Here is a 13,902-nt window from a genome sequence, read left to right as displayed (position 1 = left end):
GAGCCAGGATCAAACTCTCAGGTTCAGATCGCAGCCGAAGCCACGACTGACAGGACCGCCTAGGCGATCTCCTGAAACGTCGATACTGTTACAGTTTCTCTGCTCAAAAGATGCACAGACGATCCTCGATTGTGCCGATCCCCAAAGAGACCCAGCACCACAAGGCCGCAACGGCTACCAACTGCCGCCGCCTGCGCATCCCTTCTCACAACACGGTATAAACTTGTCAAAGAACCCGCCCGATGCAGAAACCGCTGCCCCGCCGAACCCTTGGGGTTCGACTGTCAAGCGCCGGTTTGTCGGGCTTCCCGTTCGCGTGTCGGTCGCTGCCGTTTCGGCGGCGCCGGCGTCGTTCGCGTCGGGAGGCGTCTTATATGCGGCCTCCACCCAACCGCGCAAGAACTTTCTTCACTCCCATGACGATTTTTTTGACCTCCCCGTTTCAGGGCGGGCGCCGGCCGCACTCGTTGGCAAACGTCACCACGCTGAGGGTCGTGGGCGGCAATCCGGTCGCGTATATACGCGACCGCTACCGGGAAGCGTTCGGAGAACGGACCGGACGTTCCCAGCAACAGGAGACATAGCGCGGGGTCAGCCGATGGCCCGCAAATGGCGGACAGGCCGGCCGGGAGACGCCGCCTCGGCAGCCGCGACGATGCCATGCGCGTCGATGCCGTAATGGCGATAGAGGTCGGCGACGGTGCCGGTCTGGCCGAAATGTTCCACACCCAGCGCCCGCGTGCGGTGACCGGCGACCGAACCGAGCCAGCCCAGCGTCGTCGGATGGCCATCGACCACCGTCACCAGCGCACAATGGGGCGGCAGTCCCTCCAGCAGCCGCTCGATATGGCCGCGGGCATGGCCGAGGCCGCGCTCGCGCGCCCGCTGGGCGGCACTCCAGCCGGCATGCAACCGGTCGGCGGAGGTCACCGCCAGCAGCCCGACATCGCGCCGGTCCTCTCCCAGCATGCCAATGGCGGTGATTGCCTCCGGCGCCACCGCCCCGGTGTAGGCGATCACCACCTGGGCGTTCGGCCCCGGCTTGCGCAGCCAATAGGCGCCATCGACGATGTCGCGGGCGAGATCCTCGTCCATCGTCCGGGTCGGCTGCTCCAGCGCACGGGACGACAGGCGGAGATAGACCGAACCGCCGGTCTCGTCGCGCAACCAGTTGCGCTCGCCGGGGGTGCCCTCCCCGTCCCGCTGCATGTAGTCGAAGGCCCAGCGCATCACCACGGCCAGCTCATCGGCGAAGGCCGGCTCGAAATAGGCCAGCCCATCCTGTGCCATGCCGACCAGCGGCGTGGCGATGGACTGGTGCGCCCCACCCTCCGGCGCCAGCGTGATGCCGGAGGGGGTCGCCACCAGCATGAAGCGGGCATCCTGATAACAGGCGTAGTTCAACTGATCGGCACCGCGCATGATGAAGGGGTCGTAGACGGTGCCGATCGGCAGCAGCCGCTCCCCGAACAGGCTGTGCGACAGGCCGAGCGCCGACAGCAGGATGAACAGGTTGGATTCGGCGATGCCCAGTTCCAGATGCTGGCCCTTCGGCGAAAATTCCCAGCTGTAGGTGGAGGGGATGCGCTCCTTCTTGAACAGGTCGGCCAGTTCGCTCTTGGCGAACAGCCCGCGCCGGTTCACCCAGGCACCGAGGTTGGTGGACACGGTGACGTCGGGTGCAGTGGTGACGATGCGCTCGGCCAGCGGCGAGCGCTCCCGCCCGATCTCGTTCAGGATCAGGCCGAAGGCGGCCTGGGTCGACAGGCTCTTCTGCGTCGGCACCGCCAGCGCGGACGGCACGGCGACCGCCGGCGCCTCGTAGCGGCGGCGCCCCTTCTGTGCGAAGGGAACGCGGCGCAGGAAACCCTCCAGGGCGGAGTCCGGCAGCGAGGCTCCCTCGAAGCGGTCCCACTCATGACCCGCGCGGACCTTGTTGGCGGCGCGGAAGCCCTCCATCTGCTCGCGGGTCAGCAGACCGGAATGGTTGTCCTTGTGGCCGGCCAGCGGCAGGCCGAAGCCCTTGACGGTGTAGGCGATGAAGCAGACCGGCCGGTCGTGGGTGCGGGCCCGGGCGAAGGCCTCCAGCAGCGACGGCAGGTCATGGCCACCGAGATTGCCCATCAGCCGGGCCAGTTCCTCGTCGCTGCGGCGCTCGATCAGGCGGGTGACGTCGCCCTGGTCGCCCAGATCGTCCATCAGGCGGCGGCGCCATGCCGCTCCGCCCTGATAGGTCAGGGCCGAATAGAGCTGGTTGGGGCAGGTGTCGATCCACTGGCGCAGCCGCTCGCCGCCCGGCTCCGTAAACGCCTCCTGCATCAGGGTGCCGTATTTCAGGATCACCACATCCCAGCCGAAGGCGCGGAAGATGTTCTCCAGCCGCTCCCACAGCCCTTCGCGGATCACCGCGTCCAGGCTCTGCCGGTTGTAGTCGACGATCCACCAGGTGTTGCGCACGCCATGCTTCCAGCCCTCCTGCAGGGCTTCGAAGATGTTGCCCTCGTCCATCTCGGCGTCGCCGACCAGCGAGACCATGCGGCCTTCCGGCAGGCCGGGCGCCCAGCCCTTGGCCTTCAGGTAATCCTGCACCAGCGAGGCGAAGAGGGTCTGCGCCACCCCCAGCCCGACCGAACCGGTGGAGAAATCGACGTCGTCCACGTCCTTGGTGCGGGACGGGTAGGACTGGGCGCCCTTGTAGCCGCGGAAATTCTCCAGCTTCTCCCGCGTCTGGTTGCCCAGCAGATACTGGATGGCGTGGAAGATCGGGCTGGCGTGGGGCTTCACCGCCACCCGGTCCTCCGGCCGCAGGGCCGAGAAGTAGAGCGCCGTCAGGATGGTCGACATCGAAGCGCTGGAGGCCTGATGGCCGCCGATCTTCATCCCGTCCAGGTTGGGACGGACATGGTTGGCATTGTGGATGGTCCAGGACGCAAGCCAGAGTACCTTGCGCTCCAGCTCTGCCAGGCAGGCGAGATCGGCGGAGGACGGCTGGTTCGCGGTCATGGGTCTGCTCCCAAACGCAGGTTTATGATTGGAGCAGCCTATCATTTGTGATCCGGCAGATGCTTGCGAAGTAGCGCCGGCCGCGGTTGCGCTTTAGCATCAGATGCCAGGATAATATGGGAAACGGCATCTCATGCCAAAACAGCCCCTCGACCGCATCGACCGCAAGATCCTGTCCGCCCTCCAGCAGGACGGCCGGCTGCCCAACAACGAACTGGCGGAGCGGGTGGGCCTGTCGCCCTCCCCCTGCCTGCGCCGGGTCAAGGCGCTGGAGGATGCGGGCGTGATCGCCCGCTATGTGGCGCTGGTCGATCCGGCCTCCGTCGACCTGCCGGTCAACATTTTCGTCAGCGTCAGCCTGGAGCGGCAGGTCGAGGCGCGGCTGGACGGGTTCGAGGCGGCGGTGATGGCGCGGCCGGAGGTGCTGGAATGCTACCTGATGACCGGCGACGCCGATTACCTGCTGCGGGTGGTGGTGCCGGACCTCGCCAGCTATGAGCGGTTCCTGAAGGAGCACCTCACCCGCATCCCCGGCGTCGCCAACATCCGCTCCAGCTTCGCCTTGAAACAGGTGCGCTACCGCACCGCCCTGCCGCTGGAACATCTCGGGGAGTGAGGCCGCATCAGTCCGCCGCCGCCACCGGCTTGGCACGGCTGCCGACCATCGGAACCAGCACCGCCGCGAGCAGGCACAGCGCGCCGGCGGTGGCGAAGGCCGGCAGATAGGTCTGCAGCGCGGTGCGCGACAGGCCGGCGCCGAAGGCCGCGCTGGCGGCACCCAACTGGTGGCCGGCGAAAATCCAGCCGAAGACCAGATTGGCGCGCTCCCGGCCAAAACGCTCCGCGGTCAGGCGCACGGTCGGCGGGACAGTGGCGATCCAGTCCAGCCCATAGAAGACGGCGAAGACCGACAGGCCGTAGAGGGTGAAGTCCGAATAGGGCAGATAGAGCAGCGACAGGCCGCGCAGACCGTAATACCAGACCAGGAGCCAGCGGTTGTCGTAGCGGTCGGACAGCCAGCCCGACCCGACGGTGCCGACGAAGTCGAAGATGCCCATCAGGGCCAGAAGGCCGGCGGCCTGCACCTCCGGCACGCTGAAATCGACGCAGAGCGGGATCAGGTGGGTCTGGATCAGGCCGTTGGTGCTGGCACCGCAGATGAAGAACGTCGCGAACAGCACCCAGAAGGCCCGCGTCCCCGCGGCGTCCCGCAACGCTCCCAGCGCGGCCGACAGGATGGCGCCGGCCGGCACGGCAGGGGCCGCGGCCCCGACCTCGCCGAAGGCGGACAGGCCGAGATCGGCGGGGCGGTCCCGCATCAGCGCCAGCATCGCCAGGGCGGCCACGGCGATGAAACCGCACAGCAGGGCTATGGCGGTGCGCCAGCCATAGGCCTCCGTCAGCATCGACAGCAGCGGCATGAAGACCAGCTGCCCGGTGGCCGAGCTGGCGGTCAGCAGCCCGATCACCAGCCCGCGGCGGGCGACGAACCAGCGGGTGGCGATGGTGGCGCCCAGCACCATGGCGGTCAGGCCGGTGCCGAAGCCGACGACGAACCCCCACAACAGGATCAGCTGCCAGACCTCCCGCATCGCCAGCGAAGCCAGCAGCCCGCCGCCGACCAGAGTCAGCGAGGACAGCACCATGCGGCGGACGCCGAAGCGGTTGATCATCGCGGCGGCGAAGGGGCCCATCAGCCCGAACAGCAGCAGCCGGATCGCCATGGCGGTGGAGATGTCGGCGGTGTCCCAGCCGAACTCCCGCTGGAGCGGCAGCAGCAGGACGCCGGGCGCGCCGACCGCCCCGGCCGACACCAGCATGGACAGGAAGGTGACGGCGACGACGACCCAGGCATAGTGGATGTCGCGCCGGGCCAGGGCGGCGGCGAGAGGGGTGGACAGCATCGGCTAGGGTCTCCGGGGGCTGGCTTGCTATGGGCCCTATTGGTGGAGCCGGTTATTGAGCGGTTACGCCGCCGTCGATGTTGATCGACTGGCCGGTGACGAAGCCGGCGGCATCGGAGCAGAGCCAGAGCACCGCCGCCGCCACCTCCTCCGGACGACCGACGCGGCCGACGGGATGACGCGGTCCCATCACCGCCTCCACCCGCTCCGCGCCGCCGAACGAGCCCTGGGTCATCGGCGTCTGGATGATCGCCGGACAGACGGCGTTGACGCGCACGCCAAAGGACGCGACCTCGATGGCCGCGGTGCGGGTCAGCCCCTCCACCGCCGCCTTGCTGGCGGAATAGGCGGCGTTGCCGGCCATGCCGATCTGCCCCAGCACCGACCCGGTGTTGACGACCGCGCCGCGGCCCTGACGGAGCATGATCGGCAGTTCATGCTTCAGGCAGAGCCAGACGCCCTTCACATTGACGGTCAGCACGCGGTCGAAATCAGCTTCGTCCATGTCGGTGACCGGAGCGACCTGATGGATGCCGGCATTGTTGAAGGCAGCGTCGAGGCGGCCATGGTCGCGCTCGATCCGCTCGAACAGGGCGGCGACCTCCGCTCCATCGGCCACATCGGCGGCCACGAAATGGCCGGAGCCGCCGGCACGGCCGATCAGTTCCACCGTCTCCAGACCCTCCGCCTCGCGCCGGCCGGTGACGATCACGGTTGCCCCCGCTCCGGCAAAGGCCAGCGCCGTCGTCCGCCCGATCCCCGACGTGCCTCCGGTGACCAGGGCGACCCGCCCGCTCATGTCCGTCCCGGTCGTGTTCATCACAACGCTCATGGCCCTCTCCTGTCCTTGCGTCCGGCTTGTGCGCGCCGGCCGGTGCCGGGCGCCATTGATGACGATCATCATCAATTTTCGTTTTGATGATGTCCATAATGAAAACGGCGGGCGAGCCCGGTTTCCCGGAGCCCCAGCCATGCGCCGCCCGAATAGCGCAACGCCGCGATCGACACCACATGTGCGCGGAACGGACGGGAACCGCGGGAACAGGCGGCCACGGGCCGTGAACGCCCACCCATTCGGGAGGCTTATTCTGGTCTTGGTTGCGACACTGCCCAACAGCGGCAACCGGAACTGCGCATGGCATCGTCCACGCCGCAAGTCACCGGTCCGCGGGTCCTTCGGCAGGGCATGTGATGGCCCCGACACAGGGCCCTTCCCTTCGATTCAGTTCCATAAGGATAAGCTTGACCCTTGCCGCACAACGGATCATGAAGGCGCGAACATGCCCGTTCATGTAACTGCATGTATCCGGTGCCGTCGGGTCTTCCACTTTCTTTCGGTTGGGCGAATGTTGCTTTCGCAGCGCTTGGGCAGCCCAAGACTTGTCATCTCCCATCGGTACGGGTGCCGACATGCCGAGCGGCAAGCATTCGTTAACCATAAAGCGCCACAACTTGCGAGCGGCCCATTGCCGCGTTCAGCCGACCGCCGGGACCGTATGCCGATCGGGTCCGTTTGGCGCCACCGCGCTGATTCCTTTTGGAAGGCTGACACAGCGTGACTCTGCTGACTGCGCGGGCCAACGGCCCGACCGATGTTTCCCCGGCCGGTCAATCGACGATCTCCGCTCCGTGGACCGCCACTCCGACGGTCCCGACGCTGAGCGGCCGGGTCGATCCGTCCCTTCTGCGCGACGAACTGCTGTCCGACATCCCACAGGCGACCGCCGCGGCGCATCCGGACCGCACGGCCATCGTCTATGAAGGCCGGCGCGTCACCTATGCCGAGCTGGACGCGCGCGCCAACCGGGTCGCCCACGGCCTGCGGGCGCGCGGGATCGGCCCCGGCTGCTTCGTCGGGCTGTGGATGGCGCGGTCGCTCGACCTGCATGTGGCGCTGCTGGGCATCCTGAAGGCCGGCGCCGCCTATCTGCCCTTCGACGCCGATGCCCCGGCGGAGCGCGTGGCGGTCAGCCTGACCGACTGCGCCGCCCCGGCGATCCTGATCGATCTGGTGACCGGCACCAAGGCGGCGACGCTGGCAGCAAGCGGCGCCGATGTCCAGGTCCTGCGCATCGGCGATGTGCTGAGCGACAGCGAGGAGCCGTTCGACCTGCGGGCCGACGGGGTGACGCCGGACGGCCCGGCCTATGCCATCTACACCTCGGGCTCGACCGGCAAGCCCAAAGGCATCGTCATCAGCCACCGCAACATCTGCCATTACCTGCGCGCCGCCAACAGCGTCTACGGCATCACCGCCGACGACGTGGCGTTCCAGGGCGCCTCGGTGGCCTTCGACCTGTCGCTCGAGGAGATCTTCGTCCCCTATCTGGCCGGCGCCACCCTGTGGGTCGCCAGCCGTCAGGTTCTGGACGAGGCCGACCGGCTGGCCGACGTGCTGACCGAGGCCGGCGTCACCGTGCTGGACACCGTGCCGACGCTGCTGGCGATGCTGCCGAAGGACATTCCCTCGCTGCGCGTCGTCATCCTGGGCGGCGAAGCCTGCCCGCCGGCCGTCGCGTCACGCTGGTGCCGGCCGGGCCGGCGCCTGTTCAACAGCTATGGCCCGACCGAGGCGACCGTCGTCGCCACGGTGGCCGAGGTCCATCCCGACACCCCCGTCACCATCGGTCGCCCGATCCCCAACTACACCTGCTATGTGGTGGACGAGGCATTGCAGCCGGTGGCCCCCGGCACCCAGGGCGAGCTGCTGATCGGCGGACCCGGCGTGGCCCAGGGCTATCTCGGCCGGCCGGAGCTGACGGCGGAGAAGTTCATCGCCAACCCGTTCCGCTCCGGTATGCCAAGCCCACATCCGGATCCGCTGCTCTACCGCTCCGGCGACGCGGTCAGCGTCGATGCCGACGGCAACCTGCGCTTCCATGGCCGCATCGACGATCAGGTGAAGATCCGCGGCTTCCGGCTGGAGCTGGGCGAGATCGAGGCGAAGCTGACCGACTTGGCCGGTGTTGCCCAGGCCACGGTGGTCCTGCGCACCGACAACGGGATGGACCGTCTGGTCGCCTTCCTGGTCGCACAGCCGGGGGCCTCCCTCGACAAGACCGCGCTCCGCGACGCGCTGCGGGCGCAGCTGCCCGCCTACATGGTGCCCGCGCATTACGAACAGGTGGCGGAACTGCCGCGCCTGACCTCCGGCAAGGCCGACCGCAAGACGCTCCAGGCGATGGCCCTGACCGAGGATGCCGGTGCGGGCGAGCAGGAGGAGCCGCGCAGCCCGACCGAGGCGACGCTGCTGGAGGCCGCCCGCCGTGTCTTCCCCGGCCAGTCGATCCCGTTGGAGGCCGACTTCTTCCTCGACCTGGGCGGCCATTCTCTGCTGGCGGCGCGCTTCGTCTCGGCGGTGCGCGAGACCGCCGGGCTGGCCAGCCTGACCCTTCAGGACGTCTATGGCGCCCGCACGCTGCGGGCGATGGCCGAACGGCTCGATTCCAAGGCTCCGGCGGGTCACGGCGCCAAGCCGGCCGACCTGTCCTTCGATCCGCCGCCGCTGGCCCGCCGGCTGCTGTGCGGACTGGCTCAGGCCGCGGCGCTGCCGATCATCCTGGCGCTGATGACGGTGCAGTGGCTGGGCGTGTTCGTCAGCTACATGCTGCTGTCCGGCGAGGATGCCGGAATCCTCGGCGAAATCACCACGATGTTCGGCGTCTACGTCGTCATCAACATCGCCACCGTCGCCATCGCCGTCGCGGCGAAATGGCTGATCATCGGCCGGACCAAGCCGGGCCGCTACCCGCTGTGGGGCGTCTATTATTACCGCTGGTGGCTGGCCCAGCGCTTCATCGCGCTGGTCCACCTGAAATGGTTCCAGGGGTCGCCGGTGATGCGGCTGCTCCTGCGCGCGCTCGGCGCCAGGGTCGGCGCCGATGCGATGATCGGCGAGTTCGAATCCGGCGCCATCGATCTGGTCAGCATCGGCCGCGGCGCCTCGACCGGCGGCAAGGTGAAGATGGCCAATGCCGAGGTGATCGGCAACGAGCTGGTGATCGGCACCATCGAGATCGGCGAGGACGCCTACATCGGCACCTCCTGCGTCATCGGCCACGATGCCGTCGTCGGCAAGAGCACCGAACTGGCCGACCTGACCGCGCTCGCCGCCGGCACCCACACCGGCGACTACGAGCAGTGGGACGGTTCGCCCGCCCGCAAGGTCGGCACCGTCGACCGCGCCGCCCCTCCCGAGGAGCCGCGCGCCGGCATCGTCAAGCGCGCCGCCCAGACGCTGATCTATCTGGTCGCCCTGGTCGGCCTGCCGCCGGTGGCGCTGATCCCGATCTTCCCGGCTTTCTACCTGTTCGACAAGCTCGACGCCTGGATGGGCGGGGTGTTCAAGGTCAACTACCTCTACTACGTTCCCGCCATCGCGTGGCCGACCGCCATGTTCCTGGTGGCCTTCACCGTGCTGCTGATCGCCGCCATGCGCTGGATCGTGCTGCCGAAGGTGGAGGCCGGCTCCTACTCGGTCCACAGCTGGTTCTACGTCCGCAAATGGGTCGTGGCGCTGGCGACCGAGGTGATGCTGGAAACCCTCAGCTCGCTCTACGCCACCGTCTACATGCGGGCCTGGTACCGTCTGATGGGCGCCAAGATCGGCCGCGACGCCGAGATCTCGACCAACCTCGCCGGCCGCTACGATCTGGTGGAGATCGGCGAGAAGTGCTTCATCGCCGACGAGGTCGTGCTGGGCGACGAGGACATCCGCCGCGGCTGGATGCATCTGCAACCGGTGAAGACCGAGGCCCGCGTGTTCGTCGGCAACGACGCCGTGGTGCCGCCGGGCGCCTCCATCCCCACCGGCACGCTGATCGGCATCAAGTCCAAGCCGCCGGCGAATGCCGAGATGCAGGCCGGCGACACCTGGTTCGGCAGCCCGCCGATCAAGCTGCCGGTGCGCCAGAAGTTCGACAACGTGTCGGCCAACTGGACCTTCGAGCCGTCGCGCGCCCGCCGTCTGGGACGCGCCGTGTTCGAGGCGTTCAGCCTGTCGATGCCGTCGATGCTGTTCATCACCTTCGGCACCTTCGCGGTGGAGTTCTTCGCTCCCGCCATCCTCGACCAGCGCTGGGGCGCCTTCGCCTGGCAGTTCCTGGCGGTCAGCGTCGCCATTCCTGCCGCGATGGTGCTGGTGGTGGCGCTGGTGAAGTGGCTGCTGATGGGCCGCTACGCCCCCACCATGAAGCCGATGTGGTCCTGGTGGGCCATGCGGACCGAGGCGGTGGCCGTGCTCTACTGGGGTCTGGCAGGCAAGGTCCTGCTCGACCATCTGCGTGGCACGCCGATGCTGCCCTGGGTGCTGCGCCTGTTCGGCACGAAGTTCGGCCAGGGCGTCTACATGGACACCACCGACATCACGGAGTTCGACTGCGTGTCGGTCGGCGATTATTGCGCCATCAACGCCCTGTCGGCCCTGCAGACCCATCTGTACGAGGACCGCGTGATGAAGGTCGGCCGGGTATCGGTCGGGACCGGCGTCACCGTAGGGGCCGGTGCCACCGTGCTCTATGACACCCATGTCGGCGACTTCGCCCGCCTGGGCCCGCTGACCCTGGTGATGAAGGGTGAGGAAATCCCCGCCCATGGCGACTGGGTCGGCGCCCCGGCCGAGCCCGCCGCTCCTGCCCACGCCGCAGTGACCGGCCGGGTGAAGGCGGCGGCGTAAGCAGCCGGCGTCAGGGACGAGAAGACAAGGCTGGTATTACCATTCCGGTGTACCGGCCTTTTCTTTTGCCTGTCTTCGGCCCTTCATTCATCTGACGACAAACCGTCGCGCGCCCTTCTTCCCGCCGATGGTTGTTTACGTCCCGCAGCGGTGTATAAGGGGGGCCGAGCGCGGCCTGCCCCCTTCGCGCGTCCGGCCGGACCTTGTCCCGCGGAGGCGAATGGCGGCCGTTGGATCGTCATGAAGGAACGCCCCAATGCCCGACGACATCGCCTCAGCCCGCGGCCTGTTTCCGCTCGCCAAGGACGACACGACCTACCGCAAGCTGACCTCGGATCATGTCTCGGTCGTCGAGTTCGACGGCGAGCAGATCCTGAAGGTCGAGCCGGAGGGTCTGCGCCTGCTGGCCGAGGCTGCCTTCTCCGACATCAACCATCTGCTGCGTCCGGGCCATCTGGCCCAGCTCGCCAAGATCCTGGACGATCCGGAGGCGTCGGCCAACGACCGCTTCGTGGCGCTCGACCTGCTGAAGAACGCCAACATCGCCGCCGCCGGCACCCTGCCGATGTGCCAGGACACCGGCACCGCCATCATCATGGGCAAGAAGGGCCGCCGCGTCTGGACCAAGGGCGGCGACGAGACCGCCCTGTCGGAAGGGGCCCGCGACGCCTACCTGAAGCGCAACCTGCGCTACAGCCAGCTGGCGCCGATCTCCATGTATGAGGAGAAGAACACCCGCAACAACCTGCCGGCGCAGATCGACATCTATTCCGAGGGCGAGGACTATTACAAGTTCCTGTTCATGGCCAAGGGCGGCGGGTCGGCCAACAAGACCTTCCTGCATCAGGCCACGCCGTCGGTTCTGGCGCCCGACCGGCTGCTGAAGTTCCTGGAAGACAAGATCCGATATCTCGGCACCTCGGCCTGCCCGCCCTACCACCTCGCCATCGTCATCGGCGGCCTGTCGGCGGAGCAGAACCTGAAGACGGTGAAGCTGGCCTCGGCCCGTTATCTCGACAATCTGCCGACCGAGGGCGGCGAGGATGCGCACGCCTTCCGCGATCTGGCGATGGAGGCGGAGGTCCACAAGCTGACCCAGAACATGGGCATCGGCGCCCAGTTCGGCGGCAAGTATTTCTGCCACGACGTCCGCGTCATCCGCCTGCCTCGCCATGGCGCCTCCATGCCGATCGGCATCGGCGTGTCCTGCTCGGCCGACCGTCAGGCGGTTGGCAAGATCACCAAGGACGGCATCTTCCTGGAACAGCTGGAGACCGATCCGGCCCAGTATCTGCCGGAGATCGGTGACGAGCATCTGTCGGGCGACGTCGTCAAGATCGACCTGAACCAGCCGATGGAGCAGATCCGCGCCACGCTGAGCCAGTACCCGATCCGCACCCGCCTGTCGCTGACCGGTCCGCTGATCGTCGCCCGCGATCTGGCCCATGCCAAGCTGCGTGCCCGCCTGGACGCCGGCGAGCCGCTGCCCGACTATTTCAAGAACCACCCGATCTACTATGCCGGCCCGGCCAAGACGCCGGAAGGCTACGCCTCGGGCTCCTTCGGTCCGACGACGGCGGGCCGCATGGACAGCTTCGTCGACCAGTTCCAGGCGGCCGGCGGCTCCATGGTCATGCTGGCCAAGGGCAACCGCAGCGCGGAAGTGACGGCGGCCTGCAAGCAGCATGGCGGCTTCTATCTCGGCTCCATCGGCGGTGCCGCCGCCCGTCTGGCCCAGGACTGCATCAAGAAGGTGGAGTGCGTCGAGTATCCCGAACTCGGCATGGAAGCCATCTGGCGCATCGAGGTGGAGGACTTCCCCGCCTTCATCATCGTCGACGACAAGGGCAACGACTTCTTCAAGGAGTTGAAGCTCGCCTGATCCGGGCTGACGGGACGTGAAAGGGCGCGGCGCCTTGTAGGAGGCCCCGCGCCCTTTTCCCTGCCCGCTTGCGGGATGGCACCGGGGGCGCCTATCTTCATCGCATTGGGATCGGGCCATCGGAATCGGGAAGGACTTTGCAATGGACGGTGTCTATGACCGGCGTGCGCCGAAGCGGGACATCACCTTGTCGCTGGACGAGGACATCCTGCAACGCGCCCAGTCCCTTCCCGGCGACCTGTCGGAACGGGTCGAAAAGATGCTGGCCGACGAGGTGGCGAAAGCGGATCGCGAACGGCGCTTGGATGCGACAATTGCGGCGCTGAACGACTTCGACGCCAGATATGGCTCTTTTGCCGACGAGCATCTCGATCACCTGTAATGGCTCAATTCGACGTACATCGGAACCGAACCGCAGCGCGCTCGGGAATTCCATATCTCGTGATCGTGCAATCGCAACGTTTCGACGCGTCGGGCCGCAGGGTGATCGCACCTTTGCTGCCGGCGGACAGGGTTGAGAGCACGGACCCCTCCTTAACTCCAAAGTTTCTGATCGAAGGCAAGGCAGTCATTCTGAATCCAATTCAGCTTGCCTCTGTTCCGACGGATCAACTCGGCGAGAAGGTCTGCTGCCTCGCCAGCGACAGCGACCGCATCATCGCCGCCATCGACCTTCTGATTTCCCGTGCCTGGGGATGAGTAACCCGTGACACCCGCCCAAATCCAAGACCGCATCCTCTACCGTGACGGGCTGATGCTGATCCTCGACAAGCCCGCCGGGTTGCCGGTCCATGCCGGCCCTGCCGGCGGACCGAACCTGGAGAGGCATTTCGACGCGCTGCGCTTCGGCTTCCCCAAGCCGCCGTCGCTGGCCCACCGTCTGGATCGCGACACGTCAGGCTGCCTGATCCTCGGCCGCCATGCCAAGGCGCTGCGCAAGATCGGCATCCTGTTTCAGAACGGCAAGGTCGATAAGACCTATTGGGCGGTGGTCGCCGGCACGCCGCCGCAGGAGTCCGGGCGGATCGAACTGCCGCTCGCCAAGATTTCCAACAAGACCGGCGGCTGGCGCATCGTCGGTTCGCCCGACGGACAGGCGGCGGTCACCGACTATGTCGTGCGCGGGCAGGCCGATGGGCTGACCTGGCTGGAACTGACGCCGCACACCGGCCGGACCCACCAGATCCGCGTTCATTGCGCGTCCATCGGCTGCCCGCTGGTAGGCGATCCGCAATATGGCGGGCCAGACGGCAAGCCGCTGCACCTGCACTCCCGCGCCATCTCACTGCCGCTCTATCCCAAGCGCGACCCGGTCGGCGCCGTGGCCCCGGTTCCGCCGCACATGCGGGCGGCCTTGGAGGCTTGCGGCTTTACCGAAGCGTCATAGCGTCAACGCCACGCTCTGGCCTTGCTGCGATGCGGCAGGCTGCCCCATGATC

The 13,902-nt window shown here is 67.4% G+C and carries 9 protein-coding genes; 6 read left to right on the top strand and 3 right to left on the bottom strand.

The window, feature by feature from the left end; all coding sequences use genetic code 11:
* Positions 1–591 precede the first annotated feature (591 nt).
* Positions 592–3,003: a transketolase-like TK C-terminal-containing protein gene (locus GBZ48_RS30635; protein WP_174474471.1), complete on the bottom strand. Its 2,412-nt coding sequence runs from the start codon at positions 3,001–3,003 to the stop codon at positions 592–594.
* A gap of 133 nt (positions 3,004–3,136) precedes the next feature.
* Between GBZ48_RS30635 and GBZ48_RS30630 the strand changes: the two genes are divergently transcribed.
* A complete protein-coding gene (locus GBZ48_RS30630; RefSeq protein WP_109446087.1) occupies positions 3,137–3,619 on the top strand; it encodes an Lrp/AsnC family transcriptional regulator in 483 nt (160 codons plus the stop codon).
* Between the two features lie 7 nt (positions 3,620–3,626).
* Here GBZ48_RS30630 and GBZ48_RS30625 read toward each other — a convergent pair whose 3' ends face one another.
* Both GBZ48_RS30625 and GBZ48_RS30620 read right to left on the bottom strand, forming a co-directional pair.
* On the bottom strand, positions 3,627–4,907 hold the full coding sequence (locus tag GBZ48_RS30625) for an MFS transporter (protein ID WP_174474470.1): 1,281 nt from the start codon (positions 4,905–4,907) through the stop codon (positions 3,627–3,629).
* A gap of 52 nt (positions 4,908–4,959) precedes the next feature.
* Positions 4,960–5,739, bottom strand: a complete 780-nt coding sequence (locus tag GBZ48_RS30620) for an SDR family NAD(P)-dependent oxidoreductase (protein ID WP_246307570.1) — start codon at positions 5,737–5,739, stop codon at positions 4,960–4,962.
* Positions 5,740–6,462: 723 nt separating this feature from the next.
* Here GBZ48_RS30620 and GBZ48_RS30615 point away from each other — a divergent pair.
* The 5 genes from GBZ48_RS30615 (at position 6,463) to GBZ48_RS30595 (ending at position 13,850) form a co-directional block, all read left to right on the top strand.
* Positions 6,463–10,581, top strand: coding sequence for a Pls/PosA family non-ribosomal peptide synthetase (locus tag GBZ48_RS30615; protein ID WP_174474469.1), 4,119 nt, complete (start codon positions 6,463–6,465; stop codon positions 10,579–10,581).
* Positions 10,582–10,837: 256 nt separating this feature from the next.
* Positions 10,838–12,463, top strand: coding sequence for a fumarate hydratase (locus GBZ48_RS30610; protein WP_109049745.1), 1,626 nt, complete (start codon positions 10,838–10,840; stop codon positions 12,461–12,463).
* 142 nt (positions 12,464–12,605) lie between these two features.
* Positions 12,606–12,845 carry a type II toxin-antitoxin system CcdA family antitoxin gene (locus tag GBZ48_RS30605; RefSeq protein ID WP_174474468.1) on the top strand — a complete coding sequence of 80 codons (240 nt, stop codon included), beginning with the start codon at positions 12,606–12,608 and terminating at the stop codon, positions 12,843–12,845.
* On the top strand, positions 12,845–13,162 hold the full coding sequence (locus GBZ48_RS30600) for a CcdB family protein (RefSeq protein ID WP_174474467.1): 318 nt from the start codon (positions 12,845–12,847) through the stop codon (positions 13,160–13,162). Before GBZ48_RS30605 ends, GBZ48_RS30600 begins: the two co-directional genes overlap by 1 nt.
* 7 nt (positions 13,163–13,169) lie before the next feature.
* On the top strand, positions 13,170–13,850 hold the full coding sequence (locus GBZ48_RS30595) for a pseudouridine synthase (protein WP_174474466.1): 681 nt from the start codon (positions 13,170–13,172) through the stop codon (positions 13,848–13,850).
* Positions 13,851–13,902: the final 52 nt, after the last annotated feature.

Origin of the sequence: Azospirillum melinis (genome assembly GCF_013340935.1) — a bacterium.
GTDB lineage: Bacteria > Pseudomonadota > Alphaproteobacteria > Azospirillales > Azospirillaceae > Azospirillum > Azospirillum melinis.
The sequence above is the reverse complement of the archived record's forward strand: the minus strand, read 5'-3'. Positions and strand labels throughout refer to the sequence as shown.